Genomic DNA, 17,985 nt, shown 5'->3' with positions numbered 1-17,985 from the left:
TGCATATTAAACGTTATATAAAAAAACCCGCGATTGCATTTGCAAGGTCGCGGGTCGGAAACAAACCGGTTTCAAGTTAGTATTTCAGAGGATCGACGACTAATTTCTCTCCCTCAGTCAGTCCTTTCCTGACCACATTGTTCTCACCCAACTGCACCAGCTTGGTCATCACGCTGCCGTTTTCTACGACCTTGACATAATCCAACTGGCCAATGTGGTAAAGGGTCTGGCTGGGTACAAGCAGCTGGCTAATCTGGCCGCTGACAACGGATAACCGGCCAAAACTACCGGGATAAAGGTGCTGTTTATTGTCCAATTTCAGCTTGACTACAAAGCTGCGCGAAGTGCTGTCCGCGGCCGGAGAGATCTCAACAACTTCACCCTTTCCGTTTAGCTGATAAGAGGGAAGCTGATAAGCTAACTGGCTGCCAAGTTTCACATACTTGATTTGTGATTCAGGAATATCGGCCTGTAGCTGCAAAGTGGCCGGATTATAGATGTTGACCAGTTGCATTCCCGGAGTGGCAGTATCACCCCGGTTAACACTTTTCTGGGTTATCACACCATCAAACGGTGCCGAAATAATGCTGTAATTAAGGGTAGTTTCAGCCTCTGAAACAGCAGCCTGTGCCTGACGAAATCCTGCCTGTGCGGTTTTCAGTTCGCTCTCAGCACGATCAAATTCAGATTTAGATAACAGGTTTTTTTTAACCAGCTCATCCACTCTCCTGAACTCTTTTCTGGCAGCATTAAGGCGGGCTTGTGCAGAAGAAAGAGCCTCTATTGTCTGCTGAACACGGGCATCCAGATCGTCACTTTCCAGACGCATCAGCACATCGCCCTGCCGGACTGTGTCACCAACATCGACCAGAATATCAGCGACCCTTGCCGTCAGCCTTGCCGACAATATGGCTCTCTGATCCGCAATAACCGTACCGCTGAAGGCTCTCTGTTGCAGATGTTGTTGTTTCTTCAGAACCACTGTCTTCATATCCGGATAGTCAGATTCCCTGACAACTCTCTGTTCAGGCAGTTTTTCTGTAAAGCTTCCGGCCATATACATAAACAGTAAACCGAGCACAGCGAACAGGACACCAGCTAATAAGGCTTTTGATGTCTTCATACTTCTTCCTCCACAACAGGCAATCCGTGCCCTTTAACATTTTGATAAGCAAGGTTATACACAACCGGGATAACTAACAGGGTAAACACTGTTGATGCAGCAATACCGAATATAATCGCCCATGCAAGACCGTTAAAAATCGGGTCAAGGGTAATCACCACATTACCCAGCAAGGTTGTTCCTGCGGTAAGCAGTATCGGCCTCATTCTTACCGCACCCGATTCAATTAGTGCATCACGAAGGGGCTTACCCTTCTCAAGTGACTGATGAATAAATTCAATAAGAACCAATGAGTTTCTGACCACGATTCCGGCCAACGCTATCATGCCGATCATGGCTGTGGCAGTGAACAGTGCCGGATTCGGATAACCGTTAATCTCTTCTCCCATGGCATTCAGCAGCCAGAAACCGGGCATAATACCTATAACAGTCAGAGGGATAGCCAGCATAATGATGCCAGACACTGCCGGAAGCCCCGTTTGCACCAACATTACAAGGAACACACCAAGCAGTGCTGTTCCATAGGCAATACCGAGGTCAATAAACACATCCACAGTGATCTTCCACTCTCCCTCACCACTCCAGATAATCTCTGTACCTTCTGACACACTCCAGCCGTCACCACCACCGTTGTTCAGATAGTTTCGCTCAGAATAAGGGGTTGTCTGGTCACTTTGCGCTTGTCCGAAATCGGCAATCACATCGGCCACTATCTCACCGGGTACCCGCCCGACTGATTCTGCATAGACATAAACCACAGGCTTGAGGTTTTTATGATAAATAGGCTGCTGAGCCGGATAGCGGACAAACTCACCAAGCTCAGAGAGCTGAACCAATGGTTGAGGCGCATCCACTAATGAACCGTGAACCTCTTGTTTAGCGATTCCGGCCCGGCCGCGAACATATAGAGAGAGCAGCTTATCGATATCATCACGGTCAGAGGCAGGAAGTCGAACCTTAACCGCAAGAGGATCGATCTCTCTTTCCGCCTGCATATTGGCCAGCACAAATCCTCTGTTGGCTGCTGAAATGGTTTGATTGATATCCTGTACAGAAACACCCGACAAAGCTGCTTTTTCCCGATCCACTACAAACTGCCAGGTTTCATATTCACCCTGTATCGAGCTGTCTACCTCTGAGACAAAGGCTTCCCGCTTCAGGCGCTGTACCACTTTTTCCGCTTCAGCCTGAAGATCTTCATAAGAGGTGGTATCCACACCATACACTTCTGCTGTCAGGGTGGAGATGACCGGCGGCCCCGGCGGAACCTCCACCAACTGAATGTCTGCTGCATGATCTTTTGCAATCGCTTCAAGGTCTGATCTTAAACGTGTAACCACCTCATGTGACTGATGATGCCTGCGCTCCTTTTCTGCCAGTACGATACGTAGCTCGCCCTGACTTGGCTGACTACGCATAAAGTAGTGCCTGACCATGCCATTAAAGTCCATTGGTGAGGCAACACCGGAAAATGCAGATACAGAAACCACTTCAGGAACGGTAATCAAGTATTCAGAGAACTCCCTTAACACATTAGAGGTTGTAACAAAGCTCGACTGCTCCGGCATATTCAGAACCAGCTGGAACTCATTTTTGTTGTCATAGGGCAGCAGTTTAAGTGGAACCAGCCGCATTGCCGGCAACATAGCTGCTGCTACAAAAAGAACAGCAACTAAGCCGAGAAACAACCAACTGTTACGCCGGCTCTTCAGTAATGGCTGCAGTAACTTCTCATACCCTTTATAGAGAAGAGTGCTGTTGATATCGTAATTGCCCGACTCTTTTGCCGCGCGCAGGATCTTTCTCGCCAGCCAAGGGGTAATCATAAAGGCGACAACGGTACTAAACACCACACTCACTGGCACATTAAACGCCAGTGGTGCCATATAAGGCCCCATCATACCTGTGATAAAAAACATTGGGGTAAACACGATAACAATGGCAACAGTAGACATTAACAGCGCGCTGCGGATCTCTGCCATGGCCAGTACTATTGCTTTTGTACGGCTTAAATCCTTACGTTTCAGGTAGCGTTCAATGTTATCGATACTGGCAATAGGATCATCAACGATCAAACCTAAGGCGAGGATTAAGGCAAACAGCGTCACCCGGTTAATGGAGTAACCGAACAACAAGTCCATACCAAGGGCGGCACCATAACTAATAGGTATGGCAATACCCACCACTAATGCGCTGCGCCAGTTAAGGAACAAGCCGACAAACACAACGACGGTTAAGATAGAGATTCCCAGACTGGACACCAGATTGCTCACCTTATCATCGGCAGTCTGACCGTAGTTACGAATTATGCTGTAATCAACACCATCAGGAAATTGCTGCTGTTTCAGGCTGGCAAGCTCTTTTAGTACATTGTCTGCAACCTCGACGGCGTTCGAGCCTTTTTGCTTAGCGACAGAGATAAATACCGCCGGATAGATCTCGCTTGGCGCTTGATCAGCAGAACCAAACTGAAACCAGGTATCACTGGCCGCTTCTTCTGCACCATCGGTGATCTCGGCAATATCGTTAAGATAAACGGGACGGCCGTTAACCACGTTTACCACCAGATTGTTCAGCTCTTCTGCACGGCTGAAATACTGTCCTGATTCCAGTTGATAGACGTTTCCTGCCGTATGTATCAGGCCGGAATCTTGTTTATTATGGCTTAATGCAAAGGCATTTTTCAGATCTTCAAGAGCGGTTTTACGGCTGGCCATTGCCGCACTGTTCAGTGAAACTTCAACGGTTCTCGGCTGACCACCGGTAACTTCAACGATATTGGTACTTTCGAGGGATTTGAGACGTTGTGTAGCCTGAGTAGCGATACGGCGCAGCTCGTAACTGCCTAATATATCCGGCTTGGTAGAGTAGAGAGCAGCGACGACAACGGGAACATCATCAATCTCAACCGGTTTTACCGCCCAGCTTTTTACCGCCGCCGGTATCTTATCCTGATTGGAGTAAAGCTTGTTATACAGCTTTACCAGAGCATCTTCCCGTTCTTCACCGACAAAGTAGCGCACAACAACCTGTGCCGCCCCTTTCATTGACGTGGAATAAACGTACTCAACACCATCTATCTGGCTGACCAGCTTTTCTAATGGTTCGGTAACTTGTTTCTCTACCTGCCTTGCACTCAGACCCGGAGCCTGAATCAGTACATCGGCCATAGGAACCACAATTTGCGGGTCTTCTTCTTTCGGAGTCAGCCAGAGGGAGACAGCTCCTACGGCCAAGGCAAGTATAATAAGAATCGGAGGAAAGAAACTGTTCATCACCCTATGAACAAATCCACCTTTAAACTCCCTGCTCATTCTCATCTCCTTTAGGCTTTAACATCCTGATACTCATGATCTTTTTACAAAACCTGTTTAAGCGTAGTTATCAATACTGTTAACTGTGTATAAAAGTCTGTTCTGTTTGATATATGTCAATTGGTACAATCAGTTCTTACCGCTCAGTCCGTTTTCAGGCCGAACAAACCCCGCCGAATCCATCGTCAGCTAAAAATGTTCTTCTTTCCGCTTTTGCGTCTTTGGCCAGAACCGATTAGATGCAGTAAATCTCGTGCAGTCTTTTGATCAACGAAGCGACCCGATCGTCAGATAAAGAGTAAAAAACCTGTTGTGACTCCTTTCTGATTTTTACCAGTCCCTGCTTACGAAGCACCGTCAGATGTTGCGAAAATGCAGACTGACTCAGGGAAGAGTTCTCTTGCAACCGCCCTGCTCCGACTTCGTCACTCATTAACTGGCACAGCACCATTAAACGTTCCGGGTGGGCCATTGTTTTAAGTAGTTCAGAAACATAAGTTGCATTGCCCTGCATTTTTTCAATGTCCATAACCACCTCTTTTATTGATTTTCTTATTTAGATTTTACTAATACACTTTATTTAGTCAACCCTTAATTAGCTTTTTTCTATTTAACCACAAATAACATTAGACATTACTACATTAGCATTATATATTTTACCTAAATCAAAGGAGGAGACAATCATGACGATTGAAAATGGAGTAAGAGTATTGGCCGGTAGCATGATTCTGCTATCCGTTATCCTGACCGCTACGGTACATACTAACTTTGTCTGGCTGACCGTATTTGTCGGGCTTAACCTGATACAAAGTGCCTTTACCGGTTTTTGTCCGGCGGTGTCAGTTTTGAAGAAACTGGGGCTAAGTAGCTGATTTATTGCTGAAGAATACGCTTCTTTAAAGCGTATTCATGTTATTGATCACTCTAAAATCTAAAAAAGCATGATAGTTTTCCGTTGTAAAAATACCGGATAGGCTGTCTGCTTTTTTAGATTTTTGTGTTTATTTTATACCCGAGTAATCTTTTTATTATTTATCGTAAGTTCTGGAGTTTTCTATGACCAAAATCGTCATTATCGGCGGGGTAGCCGGAGGCGCCTCTGCTGCTGCCCGTGCCCGCCGCCTGAGTGAAGATGCTGAAATTATAATGTTTGAAAGGGGCGAGTTCGTATCATTTGCCAACTGCGGTCTGCCCTATCATATCGGCGGTGATATTCAGGATCGCTCCAAGCTTTTGTTGCAGACTCCCGATAGTTTTCTTGCCCGTTTCAATATTGATGTGCGTATCTTCAGTGAAGTCTGCTCTATTAACCGTGCTGACAAATCCATCACAGTAAAGAACCTGCTTGATGGTTCAGAATACAGTGAAAGTTACGACTTTCTTCTGTTAAGTCCGGGTGCAGCACCCGTTGTACCACCAATCCCGGGTTTAGATAATCCCCTCACTCACTCGCTTCGCAATATCCCCGATATGGATGGCATATTAAAAACCATCGAAATGAACAAGCCTGAACACGCGACGGTTGTCGGGGGTGGCTTTATCGGGCTGGAGATGATGGAGGCTTTCCATCAGCGGGGAATCAAAACAACCTTGCTTGAACTGTCCGATCAGGTTATGACGCCTCTGGACAGAGAAATGGCAGGCTTCGCTCATGCCGAGATCCGCGAAAAGGGTATCGATCTTCAGCTGGGTGTCGCCCTTGAATCCGTCGAATATATCGCCAGTCAACATGTACCCTCACTGGAAGCCGGTGAAATAAATGAGTCGCAGCATATTGAAGGACAACTCAGCCTTCAGTTAAGTAACGGTGAATCAATTCGCACGGATATTCTGATACTGGCAATCGGTGTCCGCCCGGAAATCAAACTTGCAGCGGAAGCGGGATTACAGATTGGCTCCCTTGGCGGTATTTATACTAATGAAAAGCTTCAGACCAGTGACCCTGCCATCTATGCCGTTGGTGATGCTATCGAAGAAGCTGACTTTATCAGTGGCGAACCAACCCTTGTTCCCCTTGCCGGCCCGGCCAACCGTCAGGGGCGAATGGCGGCGGATAATATGTTTGGCAAACAGGACAGCTATCAGGGCACACAGGGAACGGCTATTTGTAAGATTTTCGATCTCGCTGTGGCATCAACAGGCAAAAATGAACGTTCTCTTAAAGCAGAAGGCACAGCTTTTGAAAAAGTGTATGTTCATACCGCCAGCCATGCCAGTTACTATCCCGGCGCTGAACTGGTGTCATTTAAGATGCTCTACTGCCCATACACAGGGAAAATACTTGGCGCACAGGCTGCCGGTAAAGATGGTGTCGATAAGCGAATCGATATTATGGCGGTCGCTCAGCGTGCAGGAATGACCGTTGACCAGTTACGACATCTGGAACTCACCTACGCTCCGCCATACGGCAGTGCTAAAGATGTCATTAATCAGGCTGCCTTTGTTGCCCAGAACATTCGTGTCGGTGACGCTAAAGCTATCCACTTCGATGAAATTGATAATCTGACGGAAGATCAGTTTCTGCTTGATGTCAGAACACCGGGTGAGTTAAGAGCGACCGGTTTTATTGAGGGAGCAGTGAATATTCCGGTGGATTCCCTGAGACAAAGAATGGATGAACTTCCAAAGGATAAGGAGATAATCATCTATTGCGCGGTTGGGTTACGGGGTCACGTTGCCTATCGTCAACTGGTTAATAACGGTTATAAAGCAAGAAACCTGATTGGTGGCTACAGAACCTACATTGTGGCGAAAGCCTGAAACGGCTAACCACGATTTTATCTATCGAGCCTCTGATAAATATCAGAGGCTTCTTTTTAATCGCTATAGGGTAAAACGAACCGTATCGTCACGTAGCACTGTTCCTACTTCGGATAAGTGCTCAGCAAGCTGGCGGTTATTAGCCGCATTTTCTCTGGTGGTGTTGGAGGTTTCTGCCACATGAACAATGCGTTCATTCATATCACTGGCGACATCACTCTCTTCTTTTGTTGCAGTAGCAATATGAGCATTCATCTCATTTATGGCAACAACCGCTTCAACAATACGTTCAAGAGCCGCATCTGCCTGATGCATATGCTCAACCCCCACAGCCGCTTTTTGCTGACTATGCTGAATAGCGGATACCGACTCTTTAGCCTGATTCTGCAGCTTTTCAACCATCTGCTGAATTTCCTGAGTGGAGTTTGCCGTTCTGGCCGCAAGACCACGAACTTCATCAGCCACAACAGCAAAGCCACGGCCTGACTCACCTGCACGGGCAGCTTCAATAGCAGCGTTTAGTGCCAGCAGATTGGTCTGCTCCGCGATCTCATTAATAACATCCAGTACCTTACTGATATGCAGACTGTTCTCGTTAAGAATGGAAATAGACTCTCCTACTCCCTGAACCTGCTGATTCAGCTCATCAATCGTACATGTCGCCATCTTAACCGTCTCCCGGCCGCTGGTGGCTTCTGACTGAGCATTGTCGGTGTAATCTGACGCGTTGGCACTGCTGCTTGCCACTTCCTGAATGGTGGCACTGATTTCATTCATAGCAGTAGAGATCATCTCAATTTCACGGTATTGGCTATCCATGCCTTCAGCATTGGCTGCCGCGGCATTTTTCAGTTGAGTACTTGATACACTCAGCTGTTCGCTTGAACGGACAACGTTACCTAAAATTGTCGAGAAATCTTTTAACACACCGTTGTAATCACGGTACAACATGCCAATCTCGTCTTCTCGGTCATCAGCAGGTAAATAGAAGGTAAGATCACCTTTAGAGAGTTTTTGCAAAGCTTCTCTCAATGGTAATAACGGATTCATCAGGAACTGGCTCACGTACCAGTAAAAACAACCGGACAGAAATAGCAGGGAAGTAATCAGCAACAGAGAAAGCAACATATTGTGTTTAACATCAGTATTACTCTGAGCTTCCATCATCAGTACCGCTTTGTTCATCTCTTTCAGCACAACCGGTGCCCGCTCAAATACTCTTTTTTCAACATCACCGGCTTGTGCAAAATCACCCGACTGGTTATGACTAATCAGCAGGCGAATATCGTCCCGGTACAGGTGCCAAAGCTGGTTAACCTTGTCCAGCTGTGATTTAATCTCTTCCGTTGCAGGTGCAGATATCTCTCTGCTTTTATCGCCATTAATTAGCCATTGCATTGCTGATTCAAACTGATCCATGCTGTTTTCAACGGCGGCTTCATTACCATAGCCCGAGCGTATAAATAGTGCTTCTTTAGCGACTCTCTGAGACAACATGCGCTGTTTTCCTGCGGTATTTATTGTTGTCGCGTCAGCCTGCATACCGAAATAAATAATAGACATAGCGATAAGTCCTGATGCAAACAGAACCATTATCAGCAGTAATAGTTGAGACTGAATATTCCGCAGCCCTAATAGCTGCAAAACTCTTCTGACCAGTAGCATGTAAGTATCCTTGATTTTTATAATAATGAACGACTGGTTGCACCTGAAAAACTGCTTTTTATCAGGTGGCAACAGTAGTTATAGCTTTAGGCTATTTTCTAAGAGGTTGGGTTGATTTACCGGTGCTGATAATACTCACTATTAAGCATTCTGACCCATTTTATTTGGCACGTTTTGTATGAATATTGAACTAGTGCAAATTGTTGAATGTTGCATTAACAAAAGTATAAACGGGTAAATATAGAATAAGATCAATCACACAACCTTTGGTTAACAGTTGTGATTGAACATTAATTAATATATTAACTAATTATATATTGGCGTAGAAAATAAAACGACATACCCTGTCGCTTATTTAAAAATCAGAGCTAGTAAATAACTTATGCTCATATTACAAATAAAGATAAAAGCAGTGTTAATTGGAACGCTATTTAAAGAGCATGTTAATAGTTAATGTTCGGCACTATTATTTTATTGGTAAAAATAGTATTGATTCCTGCCCTGTTTTTTACTTTGGTACATGGCCGTATCAGCATTTTTAATCATGCGGTTATTGTCATCGGCATCATCAGGATAGAGGCTGATACCGATACTCACGCTGACAGCCACTTGGTTTTCATCCGCTATAACCGGTTGAGCGCAGCTGGATACAATTTTCTCTGCAACCAGCTTGGCTCCCGCTCTGTCTGCCTGATCCGGCAGAATAATCATAAATTCATCACCAGCCAGCCTCGCTACCGTATCCTGACCGCGGACAGAATCAAGAAGACGGTCTGCAAATTCAATAAGAACCTGGTCTCCGACAATATGACCATATGAATCGTTAATGTTCTTAAACAGATCAATATCGATATACAAGATGGCGACTTTTTGTCCGTCAGAGCGCGCTTTATTAACGGCAACATCCAGCTTTTCAAACGCCAGCCTCCGGTTAGGCAGACCCGTCAGATTATCGTAATGAGCCTGAGTATATAGCTGATCTTCATAGCGCTTTCTTTCACTCAAATCGAAAATACACGCCACCAGCACAGCCTCGTTATCATGCCTGACCAGACGGCCGGAAAGGGATCCCCAGAAAGTTTCCCCTCCCGCTTTTATTAACCGTTGCTCCAGCCCTTCAACCTGTGAATGCTCAGCTACGGATGCGAAAAATAGCTGACGATCTTTGTTATCCGCATAAAGATCATCGCTATTCCATCCTATGATCGAGTTATCGATATGACTAAACAGCTTGTTAGCCTGATGGTTAGCGTAAAGAATCTTAGCCGTTTTCTGACTGATTATTACAATAGCTGCCGGAGATGCTGTGGCAACAGCGGAAAAGTGTTGTTGACTCTGGTGAAGCTCTTTGCTTATTTGCCAGTGACGGTAACTCTCCCGGTACTGAACCCAGATACTAGTCACCAAGCCGGCAGCAAGCAGTATCGAAAACAGCATCAACATCTGCATATTACTACTTGGGCCTTTCTGATATGAGCTCAGCTTAATCCATAAATTCCCGCCCACAGGTTTGACCGGGACCGTCTTAGAAAATGCGATGTTGTAGTCTGTTAGCTCGCTGCGGAAGTAACTGTTTCCTGCCGAATCAAGTAACTCAAGACGATATTCAGATAACTCAGGGGTTTTCTTTATTAGTGACTCCATCAGTTTCTTAATGGAATACACCCCGCCCAGAGTACCTTTAAACTGGTTTTGATAAATTATGGGCACATAGACTTCAAAAGCAGGCTTACCCTGAATGACAGTAAAAGGTTTGGTATAAGCAGGTTGCCCGCTGTTATAGGCAAGCCTTGAAGCGCGTTTAGGTTCAGGCAGTAAAAGCTGAAGACCGATAACCTGACTATTTCCTTCCAATGGTGCGGTATGGCGGATCACAAACTCATCGTCTGCCCAGGTGACATTGATCAATCCCGGATGATCATTCACATAACTGGACACTCTTAGCTGATAGGAATCAGGGTCAAGATTCTCCTGCGCCAGTTCTTCGGCAATTAACTGCAGATACTCTCTGTCTGTATTTAGTTTTGCTTCAATATCACTGTTGAGCGTACTCAGCAACTGAGTAAAGTTATGCTGCTGGACATTACTGTCACTCTGTTCAACATAACGATAAAAACCGACAACAATCGCCACAATGGCAATACTGGTCATTAAAGGGCTCATCCAGTTTGGCGCTCGGCTATGCTTAGAGCCTGTTTGGTTTGGTATACGGGTAAGATGCTCGAAAAATGTCTGTGATGAATAGAGCAGATCTTGTTTATTATTTGCTGCAGGTAAAAGAAATACACCTAAACCGGCAAGAAGAATCAAGGTTCCGGCCAATACCAGCTTAAAGGTAAGCAACTTATTGTCTAAAGAACCAATACCTATGGATGTTGCGGCAATTTCCCAGCTACCGTCGGTTAAACTGACCTGACTGCTTGCTTGTGCGTTATCAAACACCTCTTCCGAGCCGTAAAATATACTGCCTTTGCTATCACGGATTGCAATATTCAAACCGCCGCTCTTGGCCGTTAAACCCGCATCTTCAATAACCGGGATAATATCCATAACCATGGCTACCAGTCCCCAGAAGCCACTATCGCTATAGACCGCTTTTCTCAGCACCACACCCAGTCCGCCCTGCCTGAGCTCGTAAGGTTCTGAGTAGGCGATTTGCCGTGTCTTAATCGCCTTGTTTGAAACATCACTCACTCCCTGACTAGGATCCGTCAGAAGATCGTGTCCCAACGCCTCTTCATTGCCCGCCAGCGGATAGACAAGGCTAATCTTGCCTTCTGGGGCAATGGCAAAGTTGCGCATTCCAGCCGTGGAAGTATACAGGCCGGCCATAAAGGTTTCTGCCCGTTTATCAGAATAGAAACCAGCATTAGCGATATCGGTTTCAACATAGGAGGCAAGAGCATTAAGAAGGTTTTCTCTCGATTGTATAGTTGAGGCGAGATCATAGGTAAACCGATCAAGCTCAATACGTACTTTCTCTGACTGATTGTCAGCCAGCGTCGACTGGTACCAACTGCTCAACTGCCACCAAATCGCCATACAGAACAAACCAGCTGCCAATATTGCTAAAATTCTTTTCGCGTTATTCAGACAACTTTCTTTGAACATAAGATCGCTTAACACACTGCTTAAAGGACAACGAGTTGATTCCGCATTATTGAATCAACATATAATTTAAAATTATACCTATCATTTAAACCACATACATTAAAAATATTACTATATATTAGAAACCTATTAAGGTTGTGACTTCCTCAGGCAGCCCTGAATAATCCACCAAATTTGAATCTGTCTGATGCCTGCTATGCCGGCACCTTTTTCTTTCTCGCTAAAAACCTTCACCATCCATTGCCGACTTAACCAAAACTTTACGCCTATATCATTATAGTTTATCCGGTTTTTACTAACGGTTAATCCATAATGAGAAATAGATATCTCTCTGTTTTACTGCTTTCTGTCTGCCTTATCGGGGTAATAAATATTGTTTTTGCCCACTGGGACGAGTTTCATCTTCTCAATCAAACTAAACAGAAAGTCGAGCAGACCCTTTCCATAAAATCCGTCAAGACTCCAACTGCTAAGACCACATTGGCAAACCCCGCTGACAAACCAGAAAGCAAAGTAGCAACACATAAAGCACTTTTTCTCAACCAACAGCAATTTGTCGGCCTGTATTACGATTTGCCCCTAACGGAAAAGGAAAAAGCAAAACAAGTGCTGCAGGATGCATGGCAGGGTTTTGTCTCTCACCCTTCCCGCCTTTCTATTCAGCACAGACAAACTGACGATATCTATTTTATCTATTCTGACTACAGCCGATACGCAAGCGGCAGTATCTCTCTGTTTGTCGGTTACAAGGTTAAAGACTTAGAGAAAATACCCACTCAATTTAAAACCATCACTGTGCCTGCTCAACACTATGCCGAATTCAGCGTTCAGGGTGATCTGTTAAAAGAGATGCCCAAGCTTTGGCAAAAGCTCCCGGATCTGAAACTAAACCGCCGCTTTGGCTATGACATAGAGGTCTACCCCAGCAGTAACGTCCTCGACCATACCGGCGATGCACGCCTTCTGATTTCTACTAACGATAAGGAAAAATAACATGTTCACTTCAGGCTGGATTCATTTCATTATCTCGGAGACTTTTCTGATTGCTTCCATCATATTGCTACAGATGAGCACCAAAGCTCCGCCAAGTAGCTATATCGGCCTGGCAATGTGGCTATGCTCTGTTGTCGCCATCTGGATGCTGGGGCGGGCAATGAGTCATTTTGATCTTGCCGGTCTGTTTGCCCTCTGGTTGGGCGTGGCAATATTAGTCGTTTCAATCATTTCCCTGTTGCTGTTTCAGCAAGAGGTTAATTTCTGGAGAAGTTTATCTATTGCAGCGACTTCACTGGGTGTTGTCGGGCTATTGATCACCTCTTCTGCTCAGTAATTTCTTTTAATCCATAACCAAAACTTAACCTGAAGATCGCTAAAGTGAAACTGCCAGAAATACAAGACTAAACTAATAAATAACTCGCTCAACAAAAACGGATATTGTATGAAAGATAACAGCGATAAAGTCAGCCGCTTTCTTATGCAGGCGACCCTTGGCGCTAACCGCGCCACTATCGACCGGGTAACTGATACCGGTATCGAACCATGGCTGGAGAGTGAACTAAACTCCGTACCTGATCGCAACGATAGCTATCAATCATTAACGGCCTCTATCTGGCAAAGTTTCCGCACAAAGCTGGTAGCCAAACATGGTGAAAAAGAGATAAACGGCGAAGGAAATAACCCAGCTTTGCCCTATAAATGGTATTTCCATATGGCGTGGTGGCAGAATGCTCTGCAAGATAATGAACACCTGCTACGTAAAAGAGTTGCTCAGGCACTAAGTGAAATACTGGTTATCTCAGATAATTCCGTTCTTGAGCTCGATTCTGTCGGGTTGGCCAGTTACTACGATTTACTCTATAACCACGCCTTCGGCAGCTATACCGATCTGCTTTATCAGGTCTCCCTTCACCCCTGTATGGGAGTCTACCTTTCTCATATGAACAACAGAAAGGCTGATAAATCCAGAAACATACATCCCGATGAAAACTATGCACGGGAAATCATGCAGTTGTTTACCATAGGCCTGTACCAGCTTAATCCTGACGGCAGCCGGAAGAAAGATGCTAACGGTGACGATATTGCCAGTTATAACAACCATGATATCAAACAGTTAGCGAGGGTATTCACCGGACTGCACGCTGACAGCTATCAGTATGAGTGGACCACCAGCTTCTGGAACCCAAGTTACAATGGTTATCAGGTAAGCTTCGATGATGGTATCGACAAAACCTATAAAACCGTCCCTTTTGTTGATATGACACGTCCGATGCAGATTGAAGAGCGCTATCACGACAGAGAATCTAAGTCTCTGCTAAATGGTCATATTTCTCTGCCGGCCAACAGAGATGGTGCCGGAGAGATAAGAGAGACAGTCGCTAAACTGGTCTCACACCCAAATACTGCCCCATTTATTGCCACAAAGCTGATCAATCAACTTGTTACTTCCAACCCAAGCAAAGAGTATGTAGCAACCGTAGCGGCTAAGTTTGGCCAACATGGCGACCTGAAAGCAGTGATCCGTGAAATCCTCACCTATCCTCTACGTAATCCTGTCGCTAATAAACGTTTTATCAACGCTTATCGTCAGGACAACAAGTTAGTACAGTCACAAAAACTTAAGTCTCCTTTGCTAAGGGTTACTCAGTTGCTTAGGGCATTTGAGGCCAAAAATGCGTCAGGAAAATACTGGTTGATTGGCGATGATATACAGGATCAACTTAGCCAGCACCCTCTCTCCTCTCCCACAGTGTTTAACTTCTATAAGCCTGATTTTGCTCCTCACGGGCCTATTGAGCAGAGTAAGCTTCTTGCACCGGAATTCGAGTTACATAACTCAGCCACTTCCATCGCTTACGTTAACCTTATGTATTACTGGTTCTTCGGTCATTATCTGCCCGCGGTCAGCACTGAGATAAGTCACCAACCGGGCATATTTAATGTTGCCGAACTAAGGGTAGATCAGCTGCAAAATAAGATTCAGGATAAGTTAAACTTCGATTACTCCCCCTATCTGCCAAAAGCGCAGCAGACCAGCAGACACGACGAGTTAATTGACGAGATCTCCCTGTTACTGACCGGCAAGCCTTCTCTGGAAATAAAGCCTCTTATTAAAGAATCCTACAAACCCTATCAGGACAATGCAGAATGGGTCGTTCAGACCATTGCGTTTCTTATTGCTATCTCAGCTGAATTTGCCGTACAGGAGGCTTGATCATGACGACTAATAACTGCTCCAGAAGAAGCTTTATTAAAAAGAGTGCCGCCGGTTCCATGCTACTTAGCGGAGCTGCTCCTGTCTTTTCAGCCCCTAAAACAGAAAAAGCAGCCCATATATCGGTTAAAGAACAGAGCAAAGCACTAGTGTTTATTATGCTGGACGGAGGGAATGACAGCTTTAATATGCTGGTGCCCGTTTCAGACAAACACTACAGCCAGTACAAACGAAGTCGTAGTAATCTCGCTCTGTCCAAGGAGCAGTTGCTGAATCTCGATGGCTACAAAGATGCTCAAGGGCGTACGTTTGCCCTGCATGATTCAATGCCTGAAATGCAGCAACTGTTTCACGATAAAAAACTGGCTTTTGTTGCCAACACCGGCCCCCTGATTGAACCGGTCAGCAAACAGAGTTTCCATGCAGGCTCCGCGCGCCTGCCTCTGGGCCTGATGTCCCATTCAGATCAATTTAAACACTGGCAGAGCGCACGGCCGGGTGAACGGATAAACCGAGGCTGGTTTGGCTATTTTGCCGATGCCCTGCAACCCGATAAAGCACTGTCACAGATCCCGATGAACATCTCTCTGGCCGGCAATAATATTATGCAAAATGGCGTACTCTCTTCACCTTACAGTATCAATCAGAAAGGCAGCGTCGGACTTATCGTTAATGAGGATAAATCTCAGTTAAACAGTGTAATACTGGACAGTTTCGAACAGTTACTAAAGTGGCAATACCCTAATGACCCCTTCAAGCAGAGTTATCTGTCCACAACCCGAAGTGCCCAGTCTCAACATCAGGTCTTCAGCAACGCCGTTGAGCACGTCAGACTAGAGAGTAGTTTTTCTGATACCGATTTGTCTCAGCAACTGGCTAAAGTCGCTCAGTCTATTAAAGCGGCTGACCGGTTAGGGCATAAACAGCAGACCTATTTTCTGCGTTATATTGGCTGGGATCATCACGATGAGCTACTAAGTAACCATAAGCGCATGTTGCGTATCGTCAGCCGTGCAATGTCTGAGTTTCAGACCGCATTGCAGACGCTGGAAATCGATCAGAAGGTAGTCACTTTTACCGGTTCTGACTTTGGCCGCACTTTAACCTCAAACGGTAATGGTACAGACCACGGCTGGGGAGGAAATATCATGGTGATGGGGACTGCTGTTAACGGCGGCCGCATCTACGGACAATACCCTTCATTAGCATTAGGGCAGGACAACCCACTTGATATCGGTGACGGTGTTCTGATACCGACCACAGCAATAGATCAAGTCTATGCCAGCATAGCGAAATGGTTTGGCGCTGATGATAAAGCGCTGCACCGGATACTGCCCAACTTAAGCCACTTTTCTGCCAGCAAAACCGGGCTGGATTTAAAGGATCTACTTAGATAAATGACAAAATAATACCAATGCCGAAGGCAGTGATATAAGGCTCTAAACAGAAGCATCAAAAAACCCGCTTAAATAAGCGGGTTTGATTTTAACAGTATATTACTTTTTTGGTTTGTTCAGACAACGCTGTTTGTTCTCTTCGATAAGCTCTAATGCCGTCTGAGTACATTCAGGCAGTTCCGCATCGCTGCTGTTAATCGGCGTTACGCGGTCACCCCATGTCAGCAAGCCAGCTCCCCAGGTCAAACCTGCACCAAAGGCCGCAAGCAGGATATTGTCACCCGGTTTAACTCTTCCCTGCTCTACCGCTTCACAAATAGCAATCGGCACAGTTGCGGCAGATGTGTTACCGTATTTTTCGATATTCACAAAAGCTTTCTCTTCACCAATGCCCGCCAAGTCAGCCAGTGTCTGAATAATACGGATATTGGCCTGATGCGGGATCATTATATCAATGTCCTTAACATCCATTCCGGCGCGCATCAGTACCGTTTTCGCTGCGGTCCCCATACCTTTCACTGCACGTTTAAAAATATCACGCCCTTCGAAATTAAAATCAAAGTAACCGTTGTCCGCGGCAAAACGTTCCATACAAGTACCAAATTTAGGCACCGCCAGTATGTCACGACCGTCAGAATCACAACCAAGTTGAGCCTGTTGGAGCCCAACCTGATTCTCTGTGCGGCTCAGGACGGCAGCACCAGCACCATCGCCAAACAGTACCGCAGTATCTCTTGCAGCCCAGTCGATAAAGAAGGATAAGTGCTCGGCACCTACTACCAAAGCGTGTTTATAACTACCAGCCTGAATCAGGCGTGTGGCCGTTTCAAGGCCGTAAACAAAACCGGTACAGGCAGCATTAAGATCAAAGGCGGCTGCTTTACCAGCACCTAAGTTTTGCTGAACTTTAGACGCGATATTAGGAATAAGGGAGTCCGGAGAACAGGTAGCAATAATAATGATATCGAGATCTTTAGCCTCAATACCAGCACAGGCGATGGCTCGTTTCGCGGCTACAGTAGCGAGATCGGACGTATCTACATGGCTGATTCTTCGCGCCCCTATACCGGTACGGGAACGGATCCATTCGTCGGACGTTTCCATAAAGGTACTTAAATCATCATTGGTTAACGTCGCCGGTGGCAGACATTTACCCCATCCTGTTATCTCTGCAAAATACTTACTCATCCAAATCCTCAACTACTTTTCTTTTGATTTAGTTTTAATGCAATCGATTATACGCATATATAAACTTACTGGTAAGTCCAGATTGATAAATGCTCAGTTAATTGCTCAACTATTGACATATACTGAGCAAAAACCTTCACAAGTGGCGAAATTTCCCTCAACAGAACAACAGGTCACAATATATAACCAGTTTATCTTGATTGATCTATCCAATGC

12 protein-coding genes are annotated in these 17,985 nt (G+C 45.5%); 6 read left to right on the top strand and 6 right to left on the bottom strand.

Translation table 11 applies throughout. The features are described from left to right. Positions 1-76 precede the first annotated feature (76 nt). The 3 genes from PK654_RS19130 to PK654_RS19120 all read right to left on the bottom strand — a co-directional run bounded on the left by PK654_RS19130 (position 77) and on the right by PK654_RS19120 (position 4,966). The gene (locus PK654_RS19130; protein WP_271700665.1) at positions 77-1,123 is read right to left on the bottom strand and encodes an efflux RND transporter periplasmic adaptor subunit; all 1,047 of its coding nucleotides are present in this window, start codon (positions 1,121-1,123) and stop codon (positions 77-79) included. Then, the gene (locus tag PK654_RS19125; RefSeq protein WP_271700664.1) at positions 1,120-4,437 is read right to left on the bottom strand and encodes an efflux RND transporter permease subunit; all 3,318 of its coding nucleotides are present in this window, start codon (positions 4,435-4,437) and stop codon (positions 1,120-1,122) included. Before PK654_RS19125 ends, PK654_RS19130 begins: the two co-directional genes overlap by 4 nt. Positions 4,438-4,672: 235 nt before the next feature. Continuing rightward, positions 4,673-4,966: an ArsR/SmtB family transcription factor gene (locus tag PK654_RS19120; RefSeq protein ID WP_271700663.1), complete on the bottom strand. Its 294-nt coding sequence runs from the start codon at positions 4,964-4,966 to the stop codon at positions 4,673-4,675. A 154-nt stretch (positions 4,967-5,120) separates the two neighbouring features. Between PK654_RS19120 and PK654_RS19115 the strand changes: the two genes are divergently transcribed. Together PK654_RS19115 and PK654_RS19110 are read left to right on the top strand one after the other, a co-directional pair. Beyond that, entirely contained in the window at positions 5,121-5,309 is a 189-nt protein-coding gene (locus PK654_RS19115) for a YgaP family membrane protein (protein ID WP_271700662.1), read from the top strand. 184 nt (positions 5,310-5,493) lie between these two features. Next, positions 5,494-7,197 (top strand): FAD-dependent oxidoreductase, encoded by a 1,704-nt coding sequence (locus PK654_RS19110; protein ID WP_271700661.1) that lies wholly within the window; start codon positions 5,494-5,496, stop codon positions 7,195-7,197. Positions 7,198-7,260: 63 nt separating this feature from the next. Here PK654_RS19110 and PK654_RS19105 read toward each other — a convergent pair whose 3' ends face one another. Then, positions 7,261-8,862 carry a methyl-accepting chemotaxis protein gene (locus PK654_RS19105; protein WP_271700660.1) on the bottom strand — a complete coding sequence of 534 codons (1,602 nt, stop codon included), beginning with the start codon at positions 8,860-8,862 and terminating at the stop codon, positions 7,261-7,263. A 471-nt stretch (positions 8,863-9,333) separates the two neighbouring features. After that, positions 9,334-11,973 (bottom strand): diguanylate cyclase domain-containing protein, encoded by a 2,640-nt coding sequence (locus PK654_RS19100; protein WP_271700659.1) that lies wholly within the window; start codon positions 11,971-11,973, stop codon positions 9,334-9,336. A gap of 312 nt (positions 11,974-12,285) precedes the next feature. Here PK654_RS19100 and PK654_RS19095 point away from each other — a divergent pair, with 312 nt between their 5' ends. The 4 genes from PK654_RS19095 to PK654_RS19080 all read left to right on the top strand — a co-directional run bounded on the left by PK654_RS19095 (position 12,286) and on the right by PK654_RS19080 (position 16,581). Beyond that, positions 12,286-12,966: a GyrI-like domain-containing protein gene (locus tag PK654_RS19095; RefSeq protein WP_271700658.1), complete on the top strand. Its 681-nt coding sequence runs from the start codon at positions 12,286-12,288 to the stop codon at positions 12,964-12,966. A gap of 1 nt (position 12,967) precedes the next feature. Beyond that, a complete protein-coding gene (locus tag PK654_RS19090; RefSeq protein ID WP_271700657.1) occupies positions 12,968-13,303 on the top strand; it encodes an SMR family transporter in 336 nt (111 codons plus the stop codon). Between the two features lie 108 nt (positions 13,304-13,411). Continuing rightward, positions 13,412-15,184, top strand: coding sequence for a DUF1800 domain-containing protein (locus PK654_RS19085; RefSeq protein ID WP_271700656.1), 1,773 nt, complete (start codon positions 13,412-13,414; stop codon positions 15,182-15,184). Between the two features lie 2 nt (positions 15,185-15,186). Then, positions 15,187-16,581 carry a DUF1501 domain-containing protein gene (locus PK654_RS19080; RefSeq protein WP_271700655.1) on the top strand — a complete coding sequence of 465 codons (1,395 nt, stop codon included), beginning with the start codon at positions 15,187-15,189 and terminating at the stop codon, positions 16,579-16,581. Positions 16,582-16,680: 99 nt separating this feature from the next. Here the strand turns inward: PK654_RS19080 and PK654_RS19075 are convergent, their stop codons facing one another. Continuing rightward, positions 16,681-17,769 carry a ketoacyl-ACP synthase III gene (locus tag PK654_RS19075; RefSeq protein ID WP_271700654.1) on the bottom strand — a complete coding sequence of 363 codons (1,089 nt, stop codon included), beginning with the start codon at positions 17,767-17,769 and terminating at the stop codon, positions 16,681-16,683. Positions 17,770-17,985: the final 216 nt, after the last annotated feature.

This window comes from Vibrio sp. SCSIO 43137 (assembly GCF_028201475.1).
Taxonomy (GTDB): Bacteria; Pseudomonadota; Gammaproteobacteria; order Enterobacterales; family Vibrionaceae; genus Vibrio.
The sequence above is the reverse complement of the archived record's forward strand: the minus strand, read 5'-3'. Positions and strand labels throughout refer to the sequence as shown.

What these genes read in the sequence shown, in the direction of transcription:
- PK654_RS19120 (WP_271700663.1), bottom strand. Translation starts at nt 4,966, where the DNA reads ATGGACATTGAAAAAATGCAGGGCAATGCAACTTATGTTTCTGAACTA.
- PK654_RS19095 (WP_271700658.1), top strand. Translation starts at nt 12,286, where the DNA reads ATGAGAAATAGATATCTCTCTGTTTTACTGCTTTCTGTCTGCCTTATC.
- PK654_RS19100 (WP_271700659.1), bottom strand. Translation starts at nt 11,973, where the DNA reads ATGTTCAAAGAAAGTTGTCTGAATAACGCGAAAAGAATTTTAGCAATA.
- PK654_RS19115 (WP_271700662.1), top strand. Translation starts at nt 5,121, where the DNA reads ATGACGATTGAAAATGGAGTAAGAGTATTGGCCGGTAGCATGATTCTG.
- PK654_RS19105 (WP_271700660.1), bottom strand. Translation starts at nt 8,862, where the DNA reads ATGCTACTGGTCAGAAGAGTTTTGCAGCTATTAGGGCTGCGGAATATT.
- PK654_RS19130 (WP_271700665.1), bottom strand. Translation starts at nt 1,123, where the DNA reads ATGAAGACATCAAAAGCCTTATTAGCTGGTGTCCTGTTCGCTGTGCTC.
- PK654_RS19125 (WP_271700664.1), bottom strand. Translation starts at nt 4,437, where the DNA reads ATGAGCAGGGAGTTTAAAGGTGGATTTGTTCATAGGGTGATGAACAGT.
- PK654_RS19090 (WP_271700657.1), top strand. Translation starts at nt 12,968, where the DNA reads ATGTTCACTTCAGGCTGGATTCATTTCATTATCTCGGAGACTTTTCTG.
- PK654_RS19080 (WP_271700655.1), top strand. Translation starts at nt 15,187, where the DNA reads ATGACGACTAATAACTGCTCCAGAAGAAGCTTTATTAAAAAGAGTGCC.
- PK654_RS19110 (WP_271700661.1), top strand. Translation starts at nt 5,494, where the DNA reads ATGACCAAAATCGTCATTATCGGCGGGGTAGCCGGAGGCGCCTCTGCT.
- PK654_RS19075 (WP_271700654.1), bottom strand. Translation starts at nt 17,769, where the DNA reads ATGAGTAAGTATTTTGCAGAGATAACAGGATGGGGTAAATGTCTGCCA.
- PK654_RS19085 (WP_271700656.1), top strand. Translation starts at nt 13,412, where the DNA reads ATGAAAGATAACAGCGATAAAGTCAGCCGCTTTCTTATGCAGGCGACC.